The following is a 21620-nucleotide window of genomic DNA, read 5'->3' on the forward strand; positions in this document are numbered from 1 at the left end:
ACCATCCGCCTTCAGCCTAAGAACAATAAAATGGGCCATCTTAAAACAAACATCTTATTATCTGATAATTGGGCAAATAAAAAAGGATTGTCGGGTTGCAAATTGTATTTGCAACCCGACAATCCTAGTAATAAGATTCATTACCTTAGACTCAAAGCTTTGCGACCTATTCTTTCAAATAGTGTGCCAAGATATTCCAATGTTACTATTCTATAAAAAAAATGACAATTTATCTACTATATTGTTTTATTTCACATAATAATTTTCAAAAAAACTTTTAATAAACCACCATACATCTTACTTCTAAAATTTAAAATAGCACTGTTCCTTCATAGTCTAAAGCTATGCTACATGTACATTATTACTCTATCTCTTTTATATTACACTTAACATACAATTCAAACACCCTTAAATATTTTTTCCATATATATATTATAGTACAAACAATCTTATATAAAAAAAGGAGCTATACTATGAAGCAGACAAAATTAACAGGTCGTATCGTTGTTCCTTCAGATCCTGACTATGACGTAGCCCGAATGAATTTAAATTTAAGTATTCCAAAACTCCCTTGTATTATTGTTTTTTGCCAAAATAAAAATGATGTGTGTAACGCCTTAAAATGGGCACGCGAACGTCATGTACCATTTCGCTTAAGAAGCGGACGTCATAGCTATGAAAATTTTTCTCTTTTAAATAGAGGACTTATTATTGACGTAAGTGAAATGCATCGCATTACTGTTAATACAGATAAATTAACAGCAACAATTGAAGCTGGTGCAAACCTCGGCACTGTTTATAAAGAGCTTTGGAATTACGGTGTGACAATACCAGCTGGTACAAGCGCAAGCGTTGGAATTGTTGGATTAGCACTTGGCGGTGGCATCGGTATGCTTTCACGCTTATTTGGATTAACATGCGACCAATTAATAGAAGTTGAAATGGTACAAGCATGTGGTAAATTTGGAGCAAAAATCATTCGTGCAAGCGAACATGAAAACCATAACTTGTTTTGGGCATGCCGCGGTGGTGGTGGTGGAAACTTCGGAATTATTACTTCTTTAACTTTTCGAGTACACCCTATAAAAAATGTATCAATCTTCTCCATTACATGGGAATGGGAAGATTTTATCGCTGCATTTCAAGCGTGGCAAAACTGGGCACCTTATATAGATGAACGTCTCACTTCATCGATCGAATTATTCGCCAAGCAACGAAATAAAATTGAAGCACAAGGCGAGTTTGTCGGTTCTCCCTCTGAACTCCATTCCCTATTATCCCCTCTTCTTGAAACTGGTAGCCCCTCTCTCTTTATAGAAGAAGTTCCTTATATAAAGGCTGTCGAATTTTTTAATGGCGGTAACATCCCTGAAAATTTCAAGCGCTCTGGTTCCTATGTCTATAAACCTATTCCCCTTAAAGGCATTCAAATCATGCAATACTTTCTTTCTCATGCACCAAATAAAGATGCTAGTATTTGGCATCAATCGCTCATAGGTGCTGTTGAAAATATTTCGCCGAATGAAACAGCTTATTTCCATCGTAAAGCAATTATTGCTCAAGAATACATTACCTCTTGGAAATGTGATGATGAAGAAAATCGAAATATACGCTGGGTTAAAGATTTACGAGAAAGCTTAGATCCTTATACACTAGGTGACTATGTCAATTGGCCCGATATCGACATTAAAAATTGGCAAACTAGTTATTATGGCCCTAACTTTCAAAGATTGCGTAAAGTGAAAACCATATATGACCCTTGCAATGTTTTTCGTTTTCAACAAAGTATCCCACCCTTTCATACGTAAAAAAGGAAGAACAAAATACTGTTCTTCCTTTTCACATTAAAAATCGTTCAATTGTTTGTTTTAAGTCTGTTGCTTGCTTCTCTAAATCCTTTAACAATTGATTGATTACTACCATATTTTTAGATTGTTGCAGTGTCACACGTGCTACTTCTTGCGAACCTGCCGATGTTTCTTCAGCAATTGCTGCTACAGCCTTCGTCTGCGCTCCTGTTTGATGAATGTGACTCACTTGTTCGTTCATATAGCCACTAATTTGCTTGGTTGCATCTGCAACTTCCATAATACTTGATGACATTTCTTTTAAAATTAATTCGGTAGCCGCCCCGCGTTTCGCCTCTTCTTTAGCTGTTTTCACTTGCTCTGTCATTTTCAATGCGACTTGTTGCACTTCCTCTTGCATATTCCGCAATAACTGCGATATATTTCTTGCAGAATGATCGCTTTCATCAGCAAGTTTACGTACTTCTTCAGCTACAACTGCAAAGCCCCTTCCATGCTCTCCAGCACGAGCTGCCTCAATAGAAGCATTCAGTGCTAATAAATTCGTTTGACTAGCAATCTCACTCACAACAGAAACAATATGTTCTACTTGTTTCATTCGTTCTTCTAATTTTTGTACATTTTGCATCGAATCTTCGTTTTCTTTTGCCAATGTTTGAATACCTTGAATTAAAGAAGTAAAGACACGTGTACTTTGCCCTAAAGCTTGAACCATTTCTAAAGACAACTCATCAGACTGTTTTGCTTTTTCTTCTACTTCACTAGCAATAGAAGTTGTTGTATCAACAGCAGACACAATTGCCTGAATTGAAGCTGCTGATTGCTCAGCGCCAGAAGAAATCTCTGCAAGAGTTTCAGAAACACCTCGAGCTTGTTTTGTCGCTTCCCCTGTTTGCTTTCTAATTTGCTGAACTTGATTATTTGTATACGAAAATGTAGTATCAATATTTTTTACCATACCCCTTAAGTTCCCTAGCATCATATTAAATGCAACACTTAAAGATTTAATCTCATCATCTGTTTTTGGCAACGGGACATCTTCACGAATATCCCCATCAGCCGCCTTCCTTGCAGCCTCCTCTAATTTTCGAAGTGGTTTAATTAAAAAGATTGCTGCTCCATACGCTAAAATTCCAGACCATACTACACCTAATAACATAACGATAATATTATAAACAGTTTGACTTACATAACTTTGAAAATAATCGTATATCACGTAAATAAAAAATATACTTGTTGAATATGTAATAAAAGCTAAAACTGTAGTAAATAGCATAAGTTGTGTACGTAAGCCAAAGGAAAAAGTTTTCTTCTCCTTTTCCATTTCTCATTCCTCCTCATAAGTAATATACATACTATCTATATATCATTATCCATATTTTCCTTATAGAAAGATATATAGATTTTTTATTTTTTGTTTACATATTAATTACATTATTTTTTCTATATATAAAACGAAAATAATGTATACTTCTATTTGGATGCCATTATATATTCAACTAAATAATTTAAGGTTAGGTGATTCTATGTTAAAAGCTTTAAATCGTTTAAACGTTATAAACAGATTAATATTGTTAGTAGCAGTACCGATTTTTTCCATATTAATTATTAGCGTTGTAAATTATATAAATTTACAACAAATGCACAAACAACTTCAAACAGTATATGTGGATCGTCTACTACCTATTAAATGGCTAGGTTCTATTCAGAGTAGCATGTACCAAGAGTTTAGTTATGTAAAGGAACTCATTATTACTGAAGATGAAAATCGACGTACTACAATTTTAAATAAATTAAATGAAACAAATAAAGAAACCGGAAAATTACAAGCCCAATACGAAAATACATACATAACAGGCGAAGAAAAAAAACTCCTCAACCAATATAAAGAAAAACTAGAAAACTATGAAAAGCATCGTGCTCAAATGCTTGATCTCATTAAAGAGAATAAACTTAATCAGGCGTATTCATTTTACCTAACTACAGTTGAACCTAATTTATCGGCTACAGTAGACGCTTTAAAAAAACTTAGTGATTATAACGAAAAGTTAGCTGAAAGTTTGTATAACGACAGCGAACATTCTTATAAACAAGTGATAAGCGTAACAATTATTTTATTCATTGCATGTTTAGTTCTTTGCATTCTTATCTCCTTATTTACTGCTAAATCTATTATCAATCCAATCAATTCATTACGGAACATAATGAATACAGCTGGAAAGGGCGATTTAACCGTTGCTGTACCAAAACAATATCATCATGAATTCGGTCATATGTTTAATAGTTTTGATCAAATGATATTAAATTTGCAGCAAATTATTAACAATGTGATTCAAACAAGTGCAAAAGTAAAAGACTCTACAAACCACATTGTTGAAACAACAACCGTTTCCTCTTCCACTATGGATACCATTGCAAATACAATGAAACAACTGTCTTACCATATTAATGATCAGTCAGCAAACATTAAAGATAGTTCTACAGCAATGGATGAAATAGCAAATGGAGTGCAAAGCATTGCTGAATCTTCTACAACGATTTCAAACTTAGCTATTTCTACTTCCGATAAAGCAACTATAGGGAATGAAACCATTGAAAAGTCCATTTCGCAAATGACAACTATCCACACTGTCATGGATGAAATATATACAGTAGTAGATCAATTAGTTGTTCGCACACAAGAAATTGATAGCGCACTGCAAACTATAACCTATATTTCTGAACAAACAAATCTATTATCTTTAAACGCTGCAATTGAGTCCGCTCGCGCTGGAGAACATGGAAAAGGATTTGCAGTTGTAGCAGAAGAGGTTCGTAAGCTTGCTGAACAATCAAAACAAGCAGCTAAAGATATTACAAAATTAAACTTACTCGTACAAGATGATTCAAAAAATGTAGTCAACGTGATGGGGAAAGGACAAAAAGAAATTCAAGAAGGAATTCATGCCATTCAAAATACAAAGTTAACATTCCATGATATTGTAGATCACATTACTGAAGTTACAAATCAAATACAGGATATAACAGCAAGTGCAGAAGAAATGTCTGCAAGCTCTGAAGAAATAAATAGCGCTCTTATTAATATTTCTTCTATTTCGCAAAATATAGTTTCAGAAACTGAGTATACATCCAATTCTTCACAAACCCAATCTATATCAATACAAGAAATTACAAATATGTCTCTTCAAATGCAAAAACTTGTTGAAGAATTAGAAACATTTGCATCTCAATTTAAAATTAAAAATTTATAAGTAAGTGAGAAACCACCTAAATTAGGTGGTTTCTCTATTTAAATTATACATTAAGATTTCCTTATGTAATAACTGAACCATGAAAAAAATAAAGGATTCTGACAATTTATGACTAATAACAGAAATAAGGGGCAACATTTGTAAAATATATTTTTGACTGGGGGTTTTGTATGATTCAAGTTCGAAATCTAATAAAATCATTTGGCTCACTGGATGTTTTAAAAGGAATTGATTTAGAAGTAAAAGAAAAAGAAGTTGTTGTTTTAATTGGCGCCAGTGGTTCTGGAAAAAGTACATTACTTCGCTGTCTTAATTTTTTAGAAATGTACGATGAAGGTGAAATTCACTTACAAGGTAAGCGAATTGATCCAAAGCATTCAAATTTAAACAAAGTACGTGAAAATGTCGGTATGGTTTTTCAGCACTTTAACCTCTTTCCTCATATGACCTCACTAGAAAACATCATAGAAGCACCTATTCACGTAAAAAAATTGGAAGCAGCAAATGCAAAGGAAATCGGAAATCAGCTTTTGCAAAAGGTTGGCCTACAAGATAAGGCGGATGTAACTCCTCACCTCCTTTCAGGCGGCCAAAAACAACGTATTGCGATTGCAAGGGCTCTTGCTATGAATCCTAAAATTATGCTATTTGATGAACCTACCTCAGCTTTAGATCCTGAACTTGTTGGAGAAGTATTGCAAGTTATGAAAGAACTTGCCGAAGAAGGAATGACGATGGTTATTGTTACACATGAAATGAATTTTGCAAGAGATGTAGCTGATCGCGTCATCTTTATGGATGATGGGAAAATTGTAGAGGATGCTCCGCCTGAGCAATTCTTCTCAGCTCCATCACATGAAAGAGCCAAACAATTTTTACGTAACGTTTTATAATGTAACTTCTATTTCAAACGTAAAGAAATACATTCATACGGCGTACAAATAATTGTCCAAATAAAGCATCTCAATAACATTTAAAACCATCCGTATGATCAATATTTAGGAGGGGTTTTATGAAAAGAAAATTATTAACCATTGTTGCGAGCATTACATTATGTACATCCTTCATACTAGGGGCCTGTAGTAAGGACAGCGCCACTACTTCATCAAGCGGTGAAAAAGAATTTCGTTATGCTATGAGTGGCTTATACAAGCCTTTTAATTATAAAGAAAATGATGGGAAACTTGCCGGATTTGATGTGGAAATCGGTGCGGCGCTTGCTAAAAAAATGAATATGAAACCCGTTCCTATTACAAATCCATGGGAAACACTAATTCAAGGTCTCCAGGCAAAGAAATATGATGTAATACTAGGCAGTATGGCCATTACAGAAGAACGCTTAAAAGCTGTTAATTTCTCAAACCCTTATTATCGCTCTGGTGCCCAAATCTTTGTAGCGAAAAAGAATACATCCATTTCTTCTCCAGAAGACTTAAAAGATAAAAAAATTGGTGTTGTGAAAGCTAGTACCTTTAAAGATCTTGTCGCAAAATATACAGATAAAATTACAGAATACGATAGTGATATTACTGCTCTTATGGACTTAGAACCTGGGCGTGTTGATGCGGTAATTACCGATCAAATGGTCGGCCTACGTATGATAAAAGAAGGGAAATCTAATATTAAAGAAGCTGGAAAACCATTAAATCTTGATGAGATGGGAATTGCTATTCGCAAAGATGATAAAGAAATGGTTGAAAAAGTAAATAAGGCTTTAGATGAAATTATTAAAGATGGTACGTATGAAAAGATCAGTAAAAAATGGTTCGGTCGTAACATTCTTGGAGAAGAAGCAAAAACGAAGTAGATTAGCTCTTCAAAGTTTTCATAAATTGTGCCCCACCTTGCACGTGGGGCATTTCATTCCCGACTAAAATCCATACAATATGAGGTGATACACATGTATGAAATTTTTATCTCTACCTATCCTACACTCTTAAAGGCTACTGTTATCACATTACAATTAACATTAACCTCCCTAGTACTCGGTTCATTAATCGGATTACTATTCGCTTTCTTTCGAATCTCTAACAATAAAATTCTAAATAGCATTGCTCATGTATATATCGCCATTATTCGTGGTACACCTTTAATTGTTCAAATCGCAATTCTCTATTTCGGTATTACATCTGTTATTGTTTTCACCCCTTTTTGGGCAGGAGCAATTGCTTTAGCAATCCATAACGGTGCATATATTACTGAAATTTTCCGTGGATCCATTCAATCCGTCGACCGGGGACAATTGGAAGCTGCTCGCTCTTTAGGTATGCCTTATCCTTTAGCTATGCGCCGAATTATATTACCACAAGCATTTCGTCTATCTCTCCCTCCTCTTGGTAATCAATTTATTATCGGATTGAAAGATTCTTCACTCGTTGCTTACGTAGGACTATCCGAATTATGGGGATCAGGTTTATCAATTGCTGCCGGTAACTTCCAACAATTAGATACATATATAATCGTTGGTTTATACTATCTCGTACTTGTTCTTCTATTTACTTACTTTGTTAATCTTTTAGAGAAACGACTACAAAGAAAAGAAACAAATTCAGTCCAAGTTAGTGCAAAGAACAAAAAAGAAGTTTCTTTATAAGAAAAAGCAAGCCTGAGATGGCTTGCTTTTTCACTGCAAAAATATATCAACTTTTACTGATTTACTTTTTTAATACTCTCTTTTTCCTCTATATGATCCTCACGATATGAAATATTATGAGGGTCTAATCCATTTCCTAAAGAGCCATAGAAATGCTCTCTATGCGGATCAACTAATTCACTTCCTTGATAATACACACGTGGTGTATTCCATAGTGCTGCCAAAGCTTTTGTCATCGGCATTTCGTGATAGCGTTCCGGCCACATTTCTTTAATTTTCTCTTTTACTAACGGATAGTATTTAGAGCTCATAGCAGGGAACAGATGATGTTCTGTATGATATGAGAAATTGAAATGTAAAACGTCTACCCAGCGCGGCACTGTTACTGATAAACAGTTTGCTAACGGATCGTTTACTGGAACAATTGGATTTAAGCGATGATTCGTTGCAATATATGCCATTACAATAAAGTTAGCAATTAACAGCGGAATCACATATGCAAATAACCATTTTGCTGGTCCCATAATAAACAATAAACTAATCCAAACAGTCCAAGGCAAAAGAAGTTGAAGCCATACAGATTTTTGATTGGATGACTTAAATTCTTTTATAAAATGAAAGAACATTCGAGTCGAATGCAATGTAAATTGAATTGTTAGTGACAGAAAACTAAAGAATGAACGTACATGTAGAGGCATGCGATATACCCAACTCAAAAACTTACTCTTTTTAAGCTTCTCAAGCGTTGGCCATGCATCAGGATCATTCTCTTCATGCTGTGTATGAACATGATGCGTTGCGTTATGCCACTTTCTCCAAAGTTTTGGTCCAGTTGATAACGGCATAAATGCAATCGCACCTAAGAAATCACGAAGCCATGCCTTTCTTACAACTGTTCCATGTAAAATTTCATGCCCTAAAAATCCAAGTGAAGCAAAACATAATCCGAGAACAATCGCAATTCCTAGATTTGCCCACACATTCAATTCAAATACACCAATCGTTATTAATCCCGACAATGCCACAAGTAAATAAGCCAGTCCACCAAATAAACGAGTAGGAACTGGTTTAAATGCTTTTTTCGGCAAATGTGGTGATACACGCGCTGCATACCACCCAAACGTATGAAGCTCCTTCATCCTTTTGCCCCTTTCTGTTGCCGCGCCTTGCGCAACTTACATATATCAATTCTTGCTTCCAGATTGATTTTACTAGATGATCAAAAAGCATCTATTATAAGGAAAATATACTCACTCTATCGTCACTTATTTTTCGCTTTTATTATCAATGAAAAACATTTCTCTTTTTACTCTCTATCAACCTTTCCACATGATGAATCATAACAATAGAATTTCTATATTGTCAACAACTTTTATGACCTAGTAATAAAAGTTGGTTATATTTTTATAATTATACTTTATTCCACTAAAGAAAAAGCATAGATTTTATAAGGTTTTATCCAATATATATCCAAATACATTTCAGTAACAAAGACTCTATCTTATTCAATAATTCACTGTATAGTTAAGAACTAATATCCTCTGAATTTAGTTTTCCATAAATACCTCCCGTCATACCACCACCGAAAATAATTATATTGAAATAATTTTATCTTTTTTGTTAATAAAATAGAATCCTACTAAAACAACACACATGAATTCCATATAATATGGAAATATTAAAAGGAAAATTGCTCTAAATCAGGAGGTTTCCATAATGACAAGTGATACATTCCCACAATTGCCGTTATCTTATTGGATTGAATCTACTCAGTTTCCTACTTTCCCCCATTTATCCGAAAATATAAAAACGAAAGTTGCTGTTATCGGTGCTGGTATTACAGGTATAACCACTGCCTATTTACTAGCGAAAGAAGGCATCGATGTTGTGTTAATTGATTCCGGTCTTATTTTAAACGGAACTACTGGGCATACAACGGCGAAAGTAACAGCGCAACATGATCTTATTTATGCTGAATTAATAAATCATTTCGGTCTGGAAAAGGCCGGACTTTACTATGAATCAAATAATCACGCTCTACAATTCATAAATGAAATCGTGCAAACATATAAAATCGACTGTAATTTCTCAAATGAAGATTCATATTTATATACAACTGCTGATAATGGATTAAGAAATTTATCGAAAGAATATGAAGCCTATCAAAAACTAAATATTCCTTGTGACTATGTTCAATCTCTGTCGATTCCGATTCCAGTACAATCTGCACTTGTAATGAAAAATCAGGCGCAATTCCATCCCCTCCTTTATTTGAAAACACTTTTAGAAAAGTTTGTGGAGATGGGTGGCAAAGTTTATGAACAAACAACAGCTATGGATGTGGAGAAAGGAGATTCTCCACAAGTCATTACAAAAGCTGGTCATCGTATTACTTGCGAATATGTTGTCTCTTGTTCACATTTTCCTTTTTATGATGCTAGTAGCTTTTTCTTTACCCGAATGTATGCAGAACGCTCCTATGCTCTTGCAATAAAAGCAAAAACGGATTATCCAGGTGGCATGTATTTAAGTATCGATGATCCAAAACGCTCCTTACGCTATATAACAAACAATGGAGAAAAATTAATTTTGATTGGTGGAGAGAGTCATAAAACAGGGCAAGGAATAAATACAATGCTTCATTATGAAGCACTCTATTCTTTTGCTGAAGCAACTTTTGGAGTAGATGAAGTTCCCTATCGATGGTCAGCACAAGATTTGATTACTCTGGACAAGCTCCCTTACATCGGGCATATTAACGAACGGAATCCAAATATATTTGTTGCAACCGGGTATCGGAAATGGGGAATGACAACTGGAACTGCTGCCGCTCATTTACTCAAGGACTCCATTCTAAAAGTCCACAGTCCATATAAAGAGCTGTTTGCACCATCACGCTTTCATGCAACCCCAGATATAAAAACATTCCTCTCTCAGAACATTGATGTTGCTAAACATTTAATTGAAGGAAAAATTGAAACCGCATTACGTACACCAGAAGATCTTGAGGTTGGAGAAGGATCTGTTGTACATGTCAATGGTAAACGAGCAGGTGCCTATAAAGATAAAGAAGGAAAATTACATATCGTCGATACGACTTGTACACACCTTGGCTGCGAAGTTGAATGGAATAACGGTGATTGTACTTGGGATTGTCCTTGCCATGGTTCTCGTTTTTCAATTGACGGGGATGTTATGGAAGGCCCAGCAGATCAACCATTAAAACGAGTTGATAACGAATAAAACATACAATATGATTTATTCGTTATCATTTGTAGACCTTATCGTAGCTATATGTATTTTCTTAATTCCTACAAACGAAAAAAGAGCACAAACTTACTTGTGCTCTTTTTTGTATACTTCAAACAACATATCTCGAAATACTGTATTCAAAATTTCAATATCAATCCCTAATCCCTTTTCAATTCCTTTTACGTATTGCTGATAGTAATGAATTTGTTCTTCTAAAAATTGATTCAGCACCTTAATTTTCAATCCAACATCTAATTCAGTACCTGCTTTTTTCTTTATTAACAACTGTTCAATTTCATCTAATACGCTACGTTCTAATGATAATTCTGTAATCAACCGATCAAATTCTACAGGTGGCAAAGTCGCTTTCTCTTCTAACCATTTACAAGCTAAAATAGGACGTAATACATAAAAGTACTTTTTCAACTTTACATTCTCACCTTGCAAAAATTCACGATAATTTTTCGACGCCATATGTAAGTAATGATATATCGTTGCTTTTGGATCAAAACCCTTTTCACTCATTTGCTGCAGCTTCTCTGGAAAATTAGAGTTTTTCGAATAAAAAATTGGTGATCGGATCCACTCGAGTAAAGCTGGATTCGACTTTGCAAATAGTTGCAACGCCTTTTTAATATCCCAACCACTTATATCTAAATCATCACTAATCGGATATTCAATTACATCACGCTTATCATGAATCGATAAATACCATTCTACAGGGTGTATATACACAAACCTAACATCATAATCACTGTCTTTCGATGGAAATCCCCAAGCTCGACTCCCTGATTCCACTGCAAATAAGATTTTCACATCATTCTCTTTTTCAATTCTTTCTAATTCCAATTCTATTTTCTCTCTCATTTCATATCCTCCCCATTTTTTGATCATTTCCCTGGAAATTCGACAAGTATACGGCCATTTTACTACATACTAAAATAGCTGTCAGAATTTTTCTGACAGCTTAACAAAACGCTTATTTTTTCTTTTCAATTACAATAGCCGCAATACGTTCAAACTCTTTTTGAATCTCCTCTTTATATGCATCAACTTTTGAAAAATCCATAGCAGCAATATAAATTCGTTCTAACTTATCACGAACTGATTTTGCTTTCGCTAAGAAAGACATTGCTTCACTCATTTTTGTTTTATATTGAATGGACACATCACGAATTTCTGTCGCATATTTCTCATCCGTTCCTGGAGCAACAATGAGATCATACATATCAATAATCTCATCACCTCCGCGACTTGGAAAATATTCATGTGGTGCAGTACTATCAAAAATTGCAAACCCTAATTCTCTTACAATAACCATATCAAGACTATTTGGGTCAAATCCACAATGGTACACTTCAACATCAAACCCTTTTTCCTCCGCTACCTTAGCTAACTTTTTGAGCATTGTTGATTTTCCAGAACCCGGGCGTCCTTTTATAAAATAACGTTGTGGTAATCCTTCTGTTAAATTAGGAACAAAATCAACTGCTCCTTTTGGTGTTGCAGCTCCTAAAAAACGATGCTTCACAGTCGATTGTTTCCCGCCTTCATTCGTAAATAACTTCTGAATCAGCTCATCTGTTAGTTCATTTGCTTTATTAAAATCAATATTATTAATATATATTTTCTCCCACTCATCATGTATAACTAGTGCTTCTTTAAAACATGCGTAAGCTGATTGAAAAGCCTTACTTGCTTCTGAAACAAATCGTTCAATTTCTAGCTTCTGCTTTCTTAATTTATCTGAGTCCCAAGCCACTCCTAAATTTATATATTCTTCGACGACTCCTGGCATCTTTGGCTCAATAACATGCGGCGATGTCCCATCAACAATTCCTACTTTTAACTGTGGGATAATCACACCATCAACTGACTTATTATCAGAAGAACAATGTAAAAGTTCAATATCATAGCCTTTTTCAACCCATTCACGACCTATTGCCTTTATTAAAGAAGATTTCCCCGTTCCTGGACCACCCTTTAAAATAAATAACCTATCTAGCCCTTTTAAATTCTCTTCGTATAAATTATGAAATCCTCTAGCTGTATTTCCACCAGCATAATAATTCAATACATTCCCTGTCACTGCACTCACTCCTTCGCAGCATTCTATTTACATAAGCTACAATATGCGAGCAACTTTATTTGGGTGAGTACCTATTTTGTATTACACAAATAAAGCAAAGGTCATTACTGACCTTTGCTTCTATATTTTTTATTTAAATTAAGAAAAAATTGTCCTACCTTAGGACGTACCCAAGCTAAATAATCCTTTTCTTTCTTCTTTGTACAAGCTATCTCTTCCCCATCTACCATTCCGACAAGTTCTAGCTCTAACAGTTGCCTCGTGAATGCTAGCATATTTATGTCTTCAGCCGGATACTCTTCTTTCAATTTCTCCTCAATTTCTCCCAATAAAAAACCGTCACGCATCATTGCTAGTGCATCAATCCAAAGTGGCGGCATTTCATATTTTTCTCCTGTAATTGTATCTTTTACAATATAATTCTTTTGTTCTTTTCGAAATTGAATCGTGTGCAAACATACAGTCGAATTTAATGTTAATTCCATCATACCACCCCTTTCATAATATCTGCATAGAAAAAAGGATGCGCGTGCACCCCTTCTTATCTTTTCATAACACCACTAAACCGTTACATGAGCAATCCATCTCATGTCGATATTTTCCTCCATTATAAACGAAGTATTTTATAAAAAAAACCCTTCTTGAAACATTTTATAAAATGTTTATATTTACACAACAAGAACACTTTTCTGAAAAATCCTTTCTCCAAACACGTTAAATTGTCGGTAAAGAAATTTCTACTTTCGTTCCTACTCCCATACTACTTTGAATCGCGATACTCCCTTGATGTTCCTTAATAATTTTATATGTAATCATTAATCCAAGTCCTGTACCATTCTCCTTTGTTGTGTAAAAAGCTTTGCCGATTTTCTCTAACTTCTCTTTCGCTATACCAAATCCTTGATCTTCAACAGAAATACACAAATATCCTTTCGCTTTTTGATATACACGGATATGAATGTCTCCACCTTCTGGCATTGATTCTATTCCATTTTTCATGATATTTAATAACACCTGTTTTAATTGTTTATCATCACCGTTTATAGCCGGTAAATTTCCCTCTACTTGCAAATGAAATTTTACTCTATACTGCGTTGCATAACTTTCCATTAACTGCACAACATATAGAAGGATTTCTCGTATATTACACCATTCATAATTTGTTGGTTTCGGTTTTCCTAATAGCATCAACTCACTAACAAATCCGTTAATCCTTTCAATCTCTTGTAACATAATGTCGTAGCTCATCGTATCTGCAGGATTTCTTTCTTTTTGCATTTGCGTAAACCCTTTTAAAGCTGTTAATGGATTTCGAATTTCATGCGCAATTGTTGTAGACATAGTCCCAATTACAGCTAAATTTTCCGCCTCTTTCATATTGTTCATCATTTCAACCACTGTACTTACATAAGATTGAAATCGTTTTAATAAAGAATGCGAGATAATAAAAAAGAATGAACATAAAACAAGTGGAATCACAACTTTAATATCTTGTAATATCAAAGTGAAAAATACATACTTTCCAATTACACTAAAGGAAACTACATAAAAATATTTTCTATTCACAAATATCGGTGCAAATAAAATTAAAAATATTTCAACCATATTTCCATTTTCAAACACACGATCGCTATTTAAATAAATCATTAAATTATTAATAAGATCAATGAGCATATATCCAATTAAAAACAAATATTTCACAAAATATACGTAACCTTTTTTTTGAAGATAGATCGAAATAGGAAATAAAGATACTACTAATATATACACACCTATTCCCATACCACCTTCTGGCCATCCTATCCTTGCTTCATTAATGTTCATAGCCGGATACACAAAGTAATATATAACGTCATATAAAAAAAATATAATATAAAATAATAATAAAAATACTTTTAAAGCTTCTCTTTCTTCATAAATCAAGCTTTTAATTTTATTCATATAAATACTCCTTGTGATCAATGCAAAAATAACATTGTACATGCTAACCCCTTAGATTATACGTATGAAATTGCTTTCAGGGCAATATGTAACCTTATAATAGTAAAAAGGAAGGGGATTTCCTCCTTCCTTTTTACTATTATAACTTATATCCACCTTACCCTATCATGTAGCAGTCCATCCGTAAAATTATTATGCCCTATGATAAAATCTTTCATATATAAATTTAAATATTCACCGTACTTACTTTCTGTATTTAATAATAACTCCTCGACATAATAAGCACCCTGCCCAAAGTGATCTAAAAGTAAGCTGCACAAACCCGCATAAATTCCGCATCCTACTTGAAAGTAAGTTGCATTCGTTTTATATTTATGAAAAACTTGGCTGCTATTCATCACGTTATACATATATGTCTCGCTATTTTCATAAACGAGTAACACACCGACTAGATCCTCTCCCGCAACCTCTTCTTCCGCTGGATTAAATACTTTACGATTCCAGTTCCATAAATCTTCTACTTTATCTAAGTTCTTTCTAATTACATTTGTTGTATACTCATTAATTCGGTACAGAAAACCCACTTCCATGTTGAAATTTTTCCCTAAAATTAATACTTCCTCATGCGGCATTAAACAACCATAGAATTCTTTTTCTCCTAATTTCACTTTATACTCTGAAGCATATACATCCTCATAAAAGTAAAGAGGACGATGATGACTCATATACATTGGATAGCTCCAAATCGCTTCGTCTAGAAATCGCTCTACCGCCCATGAAGCATAGAGTGTATGCGGCTTTATAAGTGCTGTATCATTCAAAAACGAAGTATCATGTTCTACAATATAGCATGCACGCGGCTTTTCATTTGGCCGTTCCTTCATGAGTTCAACAACCATCCATTGCACAACACCTGGATTCATACCTGATCCTATAATCGCTTTTGTATTTGTAAATTTTTCTTTCTCCTTCTCAAACCTCGTATATCTTTCTGTAAGCTGAAATCCAAGTAAACTATCGTCCTGATCTACTGCCTCATTTTCCAAAGCTGAATTTATATAAAAGATTCCAAGTTCATTACAACAGCTCAATACCCTAATCGTATCTGCACCCGAAACATCAATAACAACACCTGTTCTTTTTTCTTTTAAATGTTGCTTAAATTTCACTACATCCTGAAGGTCTATTTCGTATAAAAACAATTGATTTTTTAAATTCGGAAACAATTCATCATAATAAGTCCTATCTTTTTGTTTTATATCAACCAAATGAAATGTAACCTTTTTTATCGCTTCATGAATTGGATCTTTTTCATTTACTATCGCTTGATTTAAAATGGATAAAACTGCCTTTGCTGCTCCACCAGCACTACCAAGCAATGTAATATTTGGAAACTGCTCCACAAACAAAACCCCTTTAGTAAATTAGTTGAGCAGTTCTTCCTCAAAAAATAAATTGAATACATCAAAAGGTAGCTCGTACATAGTTTTTATGATGTAGCACAAGAGTTCCTCTTCAAAAATCACACTAACATATTTATATTCAATTCATTTTCTCCCTCATATTCAAGTCTAACTAAACAAATAGGCTCGACCTTTTCTTCTGCATATAAAAGAAAAAGCCAGCCCTTTCAACTAGCCTACGGACAATGGACAGATTTTACATGTTGCATATTTACATATAGTTTTGCATCACGAGCTTTTAATATTTCAATATGCCCTTCATCAATCTTCGCCATTTTTCCAATTTTATTAGATTCCTCACCTAAATCGAATACCATAATTTTCCCAGCCATTTTAATAAGTTGTTCTTCAAACGTTCGAGCTAACGTAATATTTAACGGATTTACAGGGAGTTCATTTTTATTGAGGGAATAAGGAACTTGGTTTTCTTTATACGGAATTAACCACTTCAAGTGTTTTAAAGATATATATACAGTTTTATAAACTGGACTATAAAAAACAATATAATCGTTCATTACACTTGTTACATACCCATGTATTGGGGCATTTCCTGCTACATAAATTTCTGTAAAAATTCCTTTAGAAGTGCTTAATACTTTTCTCAAAGAAATTGAAGGAGATTCTCTCTTAATTACAGAGTCCACATCAGGCTTTAATATTTCTTCATTGTGTCCCCTTAAAAATTTATAATATTGGACATGGTACAAAGATATATATACGTAGTCTTGTCCATTGTAAAGAACAACGATATCATTCCCTACATCAATTAATACTCCTTTAAATCTCTGTTCACCGATTAATTTAACATATATATTTTCTCCAATACTTTTGTTTAACTCATTCATCTATATCCTCCTTCCTATGAATTTCTAAAAAATAATCAGGGCAATGTTCTGTTTAATAGTAAGGAATTCCTTTTCATACTATCGAAATAAGAAATTGTTCTTCTCTTTCCCTCATAATGCCCCTCTTATTTATTAAACATTATTCATCTTCATTCTTTTTACATTTCACTACTTGACTCACGCTCTTAATATGGCAATTAATTATATAAATAACTTCATCGCAGTTTACTAGTGTAATACAATCATGGTGTACTTCACTTAACAAACCTTCCACACATTCTGGGCCACCACGATTAATCTTTATCCACTTATATTTCAAGTCGCGTAATACATCGACAAAAGTATCCTCATCAGAGCAGAAACATGAACTATAGCAATCACCGCATTTACTTTCTTTCACTTTCTTAACTAGACTCTTTACATGTTTCAACTGGTAGTATACTAGTTCTCCCTTAGGTAGTTGCAATGTAAGGTAGTCTTTTCCGAATGATATAAGTGTTCCAACGCGACTTTCTGGTCCGCGAAGGTTTACTTTTACATTCTCACCAACTAAACATTTAATTTGCTCACAGCATAATACGTTCTCCAATTTCGTATCCCCCTTTCGTATTATCTTCTTGATTGTCTTTGTGCACGAGCTCGACCTGAAGAGTTGCTACTACTTTCCTTACTGCCACTATCTTCGCTCTCGTCGCTCTCTCCGCATGCTAAAGCATTATAGTTAACACTTTTAATATGCTTTACTGCAATTAATATAACTTCTTCTTTTACAATTAATGTCACGAAATCACAAGAAACATCTTGTAAAATGCCTTCCACTTTCTCTGGACCACCGCGATTAATTTTCACCCAGCAATATTTGAAGCTTTGAAGTAGCGCTTCAAAGTCTTCTGCACATGCGCAATCTTCCCACTCGCAATCACTTGATCCACATTCTTTCGCATTTTTTGTAATACTTTTTAGATGATTAAGTTGATAGTAATAAAGCTCACCTTTTTCATTCTGTAATACGAAGTAGTCCGGACATACTGATATTATTGTTCCTTTTTGAGATTCTGGACCACCCCTGTTTACTCTCACATAAGATCCAATTAAGTCTTTCAAAAAATCACAATGAAATAAACTCACGAGAAAACCCCTTCCATTAATTTATAAGCTTTTGCACTGATAGTATATGTATCTGTACAGGTTACGTTCTCTATGTTTGTCCTAGCTAGAAAAAAATATGCTTTTAACATGGTAGACTACTACCTATCAAAATTTTAAGAAATTCTGGAGATCCTTAGAATCTTGCTATCTTTAAATAAAAAAATCCCGTATGAAGGTGCATTTCTGCCTATCTTCATACGGGATTTCCAAAACTTTAGTCCTCGTCTTTAACATCCATATCTTCTGGAATTGGTTCGTTTAATATTTCTTCCACTAATTGTTTATATTTCTCCATTTGTTCTAAATGTGTATTGAATTGTTCTTTATTTAATAAATATTGTTCCCCATCGAATAGCGCACGAATTTTCTTTTGCTGAATTAACTCTTCAATATACGATTTTGGTAAATTCAAATACTCCGCAGCCTCTTCTACTGTTATATACAATGCGTTCATTCCTTTATTATTTTTTCATATATACTGTATCTTACTTTACCTTATTTTTGTAAACAAATAAAAAAGATTTTGTAAATACAATTTAAAAAGCAGGTAGATGCATTCCATATATTGTATACTAATAATAGTAAGAATTTTTTAAAATATAGAATGGTATTACCCATTTACACAAAGGAGAGTTAACACATGGCTACTCGTCACATCATTACAATGTTAGAAAAAACATTACAAGTTGAAACAGAAAACACAATTTCTCATTTAACTACATCTTTATCTGATCGTATTCTTTCTCAAAGCGCAGCAATACACGAAAGCAATTGTTACCGTACAATTAGTGAATGGTACAAAAATCATTTCTTATTCCAACAAGATGATTTCCTTTGGGCTAAATACGCTTTCTATGACGCATATTGTGAGGCTATCAAAAAACAAGGACATCTTACAAAACGCGTCCGCCAAATATTAGAATCATTAGCTCGAAAACATGGAAAACAATATATCGCGTCTACATTAAATATGCCATTTCCTAGTGAAAGAGCTAAAGGGACAGCATAATTGAATCCTGTTCCGCGCAAACAAAACATAAATTCATTGTTTTCTAGGAAGATTTTCAAATAAAACGTTCATGTCCTATGAACTGATGAAACCGGTGTTATTATAATGATTGAAAATATAGTAAACAGGAAAACCCCCACTTACATCTCTCGTCATTCGAATAGAGAAGTAAGTGGGGGTCCTAAACATTTCATTCGAAATTACTAACATTATCCTCATTACCCAATTCATTTTTCCACTCTTTAAATTTTTCAATGTCACTGCTCACTTGTTTAATGGCTAAACTAATTATCGCTACATCATCTATTAGCCCTAATCCTAAAATGAAATCTGGGATTAAATCTATTGGTGATACAAAATATAAAATTGCACCTACAATAGCAAGAAGTGATTTCTTCGGAATTTCCCGATACTCCCCTTTTCTCCAACAATTCATCATTTCAAATAACACTTGAAGATTATCCCAAACATCAGTTAAAGCCCCTTTATTATTTTGAGATATTTTCATCCCTTTTTGTATTAAAGTTTGTATTTTACTTTCATCTTCTAAGTATGCACTAGCCCGATTTTGATACTTTTTATTTTCTTTTTCAATTTTTTTACTATCAAGTGCGCCTTTATTATTTTTCTTATTAAACATATATCATACACTCCTTCATCATTTTATTTGTATAATCAAAATATGGAACAATTTCTTTCTGATGAAAGACACATCACTATTATATTTCCAATATTAAAAAGCCAAGACGTTATCTTTTTAGCGTTAGTTCCTTTTACTACTACACCATTAAAATAATTGTAACCCCACTCTTTTAAACTGCACATTATATTTTAGAGATACACGTGATGGTAGTATTACCCATTGTTTAGAAAAGAAACTTGATTTAATTACAACGAACACTGAATTAGACACATTGAGTTTAAAAATAATCGAATGATATTAGTCTATGTAAATAAAACAGAGGAATCTAAGAAGATCCCTCTGTTTTATTTACTATTACAAATTATTTCATCATTTGCTTTATTAATTCTCGATTTCTCTTCTTAAATACTTCATTATGAGAAGAAACCATCCCGTACTCGCTTGCATCTGGTTGAATAAATTGTTTCGCTTTATTCACAGCATTTCCAGCATCTTGGAACGCTCCTGCAATTAAATGTAATTTCCCATCATGCTTTAATATATCTCCAGCTGCATATAATCCATCTACTGAGGATTCACTATTTGCATTCCCTGCAATATAAAAATTATCTATAATCGCAACGTCTAACTCACTATTTTCTAATAATGTAATGTCACGTTCATATCCATGATTAATAATAACTTCATCAATAGGTAAATGAGAAACTTCACCTGTCTCGTGATTCGTTAATTCTACATATTCAATCGCTTCATGATTATCACCAGCAATTAATTTTGTAATCGATGTATTAAAGAAACACTCCGCTGAGCTGTTCATTAGTTGTTTCACTTGCGCTTCATGACCAGATAATTCTTCTTTTCTATATGTTAAATACACTTTTTTCGCGATTGGTTCTAATTCATTTGCCCAATCAACGGCAGAATTTCCGCCGCCGGAAATAATGATTGTTTTATCTTTGAAACGTTTTAAAGATTTAACTGTATAATTTAAATTCGATACTTCAAATCGCTCAGCACCTTCGATTGATAGCTTTTGTGGTTTCAATATACCACTGCCAGTTGCGACAATAACTGTTCTTGAATAATGTTCTTTTCCATCGCTTGCTTTTAATGTAAAAGTGCCATCTTCATTACGAATAATCGATTCTACTTTTGTATTTAATACAACCTCTGGCTTAAATGTTTGCCCTTGCTGTACAAGTTGTTCAATTAATTTATCACCTGTAACTGGCAATAGTCCACCTACATCCCAAATCATCTTCTCTGGATAAACATGTATTTTTCCACCTAGCTGTGGTTGAAATTCTATTATTTTCGTTTTCATCTCTCTGAGTCCACTATAAAAAGCTGAATAAAGCCCTGCAGGTCCTCCGCCTATCACAGTTACATCAAACAATTCTTCTCGATTCATTCGTGCTCACTCCTCAGCTACTAATCATTGATTATCATTCTCAATAAAATATAACCTGTTTCTTCAAAATTTACAATCAAAATTACTATTGACAATACACCTATATAAAATTATATTATTTAAAGAATCAATAGTGATAATCATTATCAGTTTGTTAATAATTAGC

General features: G+C 33.7%; 20 protein-coding genes, 1 pseudogene and 1 riboswitch. Of the genes and pseudogenes, 7 read left to right on the forward strand and 14 right to left on the reverse strand.

Annotated elements, in window-relative coordinates:
- Nucleotides 1-106: 106 nt before the first annotated feature.
- Nucleotides 107-198, reverse strand: a riboswitch (cyclic di-GMP riboswitch).
- A 275-nt stretch (nt 199-473) separates the two neighbouring features.
- Nucleotides 474-1808: an FAD-binding oxidoreductase gene (locus EUC40_RS23835; protein ID WP_156576762.1), complete on the forward strand. Its 1335-nt coding sequence runs from the start codon at nt 474-476 to the stop codon at nt 1806-1808.
- 31 nt (nt 1809-1839) lie between these two features.
- Here EUC40_RS23835 and EUC40_RS23840 read toward each other — a convergent pair whose 3' ends face one another.
- Both EUC40_RS23840 and EUC40_RS27655 read right to left on the reverse strand, forming a co-directional pair.
- Nucleotides 1840-2790 carry a methyl-accepting chemotaxis protein gene (locus tag EUC40_RS23840; protein ID WP_425278207.1) on the reverse strand — a complete coding sequence of 317 codons (951 nt, stop codon included), beginning with the start codon at nt 2788-2790 and terminating at the stop codon, nt 1840-1842.
- Between the two features lie 39 nt (nt 2791-2829).
- Nucleotides 2830-3132: pseudogene (locus EUC40_RS27655) on the reverse strand (HAMP domain-containing protein); the annotation flags it as partial.
- Nucleotides 3133-3334: 202 nt separating this feature from the next.
- On the opposite strand from EUC40_RS27655, the gene EUC40_RS23845 reads away from it, so the two are divergent.
- From EUC40_RS23845 to EUC40_RS23860, 4 genes are all read left to right on the forward strand, one after another.
- Entirely contained in the window at nt 3335-5059 is a 1725-nt protein-coding gene (locus EUC40_RS23845) for a methyl-accepting chemotaxis protein (RefSeq protein ID WP_156576764.1), read from the forward strand.
- Between the two features lie 170 nt (nt 5060-5229).
- The gene (locus tag EUC40_RS23850; protein ID WP_156576765.1) at nt 5230-5952 is read left to right on the forward strand and encodes an amino acid ABC transporter ATP-binding protein; all 723 of its coding nucleotides are present in this window, start codon (nt 5230-5232) and stop codon (nt 5950-5952) included.
- A gap of 119 nt (nt 5953-6071) precedes the next feature.
- A complete protein-coding gene (locus EUC40_RS23855) occupies nt 6072-6866 on the forward strand; it encodes an ABC transporter substrate-binding protein (protein ID WP_156576766.1) in 795 nt (264 codons plus the stop codon).
- Between the two features lie 93 nt (nt 6867-6959).
- Nucleotides 6960-7652, forward strand: coding sequence for an amino acid ABC transporter permease (locus tag EUC40_RS23860; protein WP_244322176.1), 693 nt, complete (start codon nt 6960-6962; stop codon nt 7650-7652).
- A 53-nt stretch (nt 7653-7705) separates the two neighbouring features.
- Here EUC40_RS23860 and desB read toward each other — a convergent pair whose 3' ends face one another.
- Nucleotides 7706-8791 carry a Delta(10) desaturase DesB gene (gene desB, locus EUC40_RS23865; protein ID WP_071710511.1) on the reverse strand — a complete coding sequence of 362 codons (1086 nt, stop codon included), beginning with the start codon at nt 8789-8791 and terminating at the stop codon, nt 7706-7708.
- Between the two features lie 577 nt (nt 8792-9368).
- On the opposite strand from desB, the gene EUC40_RS23870 reads away from it, so the two are divergent.
- Nucleotides 9369-10895 carry an FAD-dependent oxidoreductase gene (locus EUC40_RS23870; protein WP_156576768.1) on the forward strand — a complete coding sequence of 509 codons (1527 nt, stop codon included), beginning with the start codon at nt 9369-9371 and terminating at the stop codon, nt 10893-10895.
- 93 nt (nt 10896-10988) lie between these two features.
- On the opposite strand, the gene EUC40_RS23875 is transcribed toward EUC40_RS23870, so the two are convergent.
- From EUC40_RS23875 to EUC40_RS23915, 9 genes are all read right to left on the reverse strand, one after another.
- A complete protein-coding gene (locus tag EUC40_RS23875) occupies nt 10989-11771 on the reverse strand; it encodes a nucleotidyltransferase domain-containing protein (protein ID WP_071710513.1) in 783 nt (260 codons plus the stop codon).
- 112 nt (nt 11772-11883) lie between these two features.
- Nucleotides 11884-12993, reverse strand: a complete 1110-nt coding sequence (locus EUC40_RS23880; protein WP_156576769.1) for a PRK06851 family protein — start codon at nt 12991-12993, stop codon at nt 11884-11886.
- A 104-nt stretch (nt 12994-13097) separates the two neighbouring features.
- Nucleotides 13098-13478 carry a hypothetical protein gene (locus EUC40_RS23885; protein WP_071710515.1) on the reverse strand — a complete coding sequence of 127 codons (381 nt, stop codon included), beginning with the start codon at nt 13476-13478 and terminating at the stop codon, nt 13098-13100.
- A gap of 229 nt (nt 13479-13707) precedes the next feature.
- Nucleotides 13708-14934, reverse strand: coding sequence for an ATP-binding protein (locus tag EUC40_RS23890; protein WP_001033631.1), 1227 nt, complete (start codon nt 14932-14934; stop codon nt 13708-13710).
- Nucleotides 14935-15080: 146 nt separating this feature from the next.
- A complete protein-coding gene (locus EUC40_RS23895; RefSeq protein ID WP_156576770.1) occupies nt 15081-16337 on the reverse strand; it encodes an S-adenosylmethionine decarboxylase related protein in 1257 nt (418 codons plus the stop codon).
- Between the two features lie 236 nt (nt 16338-16573).
- Nucleotides 16574-17242 carry a hypothetical protein gene (locus tag EUC40_RS23900; protein WP_001004289.1) on the reverse strand — a complete coding sequence of 223 codons (669 nt, stop codon included), beginning with the start codon at nt 17240-17242 and terminating at the stop codon, nt 16574-16576.
- 139 nt (nt 17243-17381) lie between these two features.
- Nucleotides 17382-17831 carry a spore coat protein gene (locus EUC40_RS23905; RefSeq protein WP_156576771.1) on the reverse strand — a complete coding sequence of 150 codons (450 nt, stop codon included), beginning with the start codon at nt 17829-17831 and terminating at the stop codon, nt 17382-17384.
- Between the two features lie 20 nt (nt 17832-17851).
- Nucleotides 17852-18370, reverse strand: a complete 519-nt coding sequence (locus EUC40_RS23910; RefSeq protein WP_156576772.1) for a spore coat protein — start codon at nt 18368-18370, stop codon at nt 17852-17854.
- A 235-nt stretch (nt 18371-18605) separates the two neighbouring features.
- Nucleotides 18606-18845: a helix-turn-helix domain-containing protein gene (locus EUC40_RS23915; RefSeq protein ID WP_000993176.1), complete on the reverse strand. Its 240-nt coding sequence runs from the start codon at nt 18843-18845 to the stop codon at nt 18606-18608.
- 186 nt (nt 18846-19031) lie between these two features.
- Between EUC40_RS23915 and EUC40_RS23920 the strand changes: the two genes are divergently transcribed.
- Nucleotides 19032-19400, forward strand: a complete 369-nt coding sequence (locus EUC40_RS23920; protein ID WP_000235480.1) for a hypothetical protein — start codon at nt 19032-19034, stop codon at nt 19398-19400.
- 190 nt (nt 19401-19590) lie between these two features.
- Here the strand turns inward: EUC40_RS23920 and EUC40_RS23925 are convergent, their stop codons facing one another.
- Entirely contained in the window at nt 19591-20040 is a 450-nt protein-coding gene (locus EUC40_RS23925; RefSeq protein WP_156576773.1) for a YkvA family protein, read from the reverse strand.
- Nucleotides 20041-20404: 364 nt separating this feature from the next.
- Nucleotides 20405-21454 (reverse strand): NAD(P)/FAD-dependent oxidoreductase, encoded by a 1050-nt coding sequence (locus EUC40_RS23930; RefSeq protein WP_071710521.1) that lies wholly within the window; start codon nt 21452-21454, stop codon nt 20405-20407.
- Nucleotides 21455-21620: the final 166 nt, after the last annotated feature.

It is taken from the genome of Bacillus luti (assembly GCF_009739945.1).
Taxonomy (GTDB): Bacteria; Bacillota; Bacilli; order Bacillales; family Bacillaceae_G; genus Bacillus_A; species Bacillus_A luti.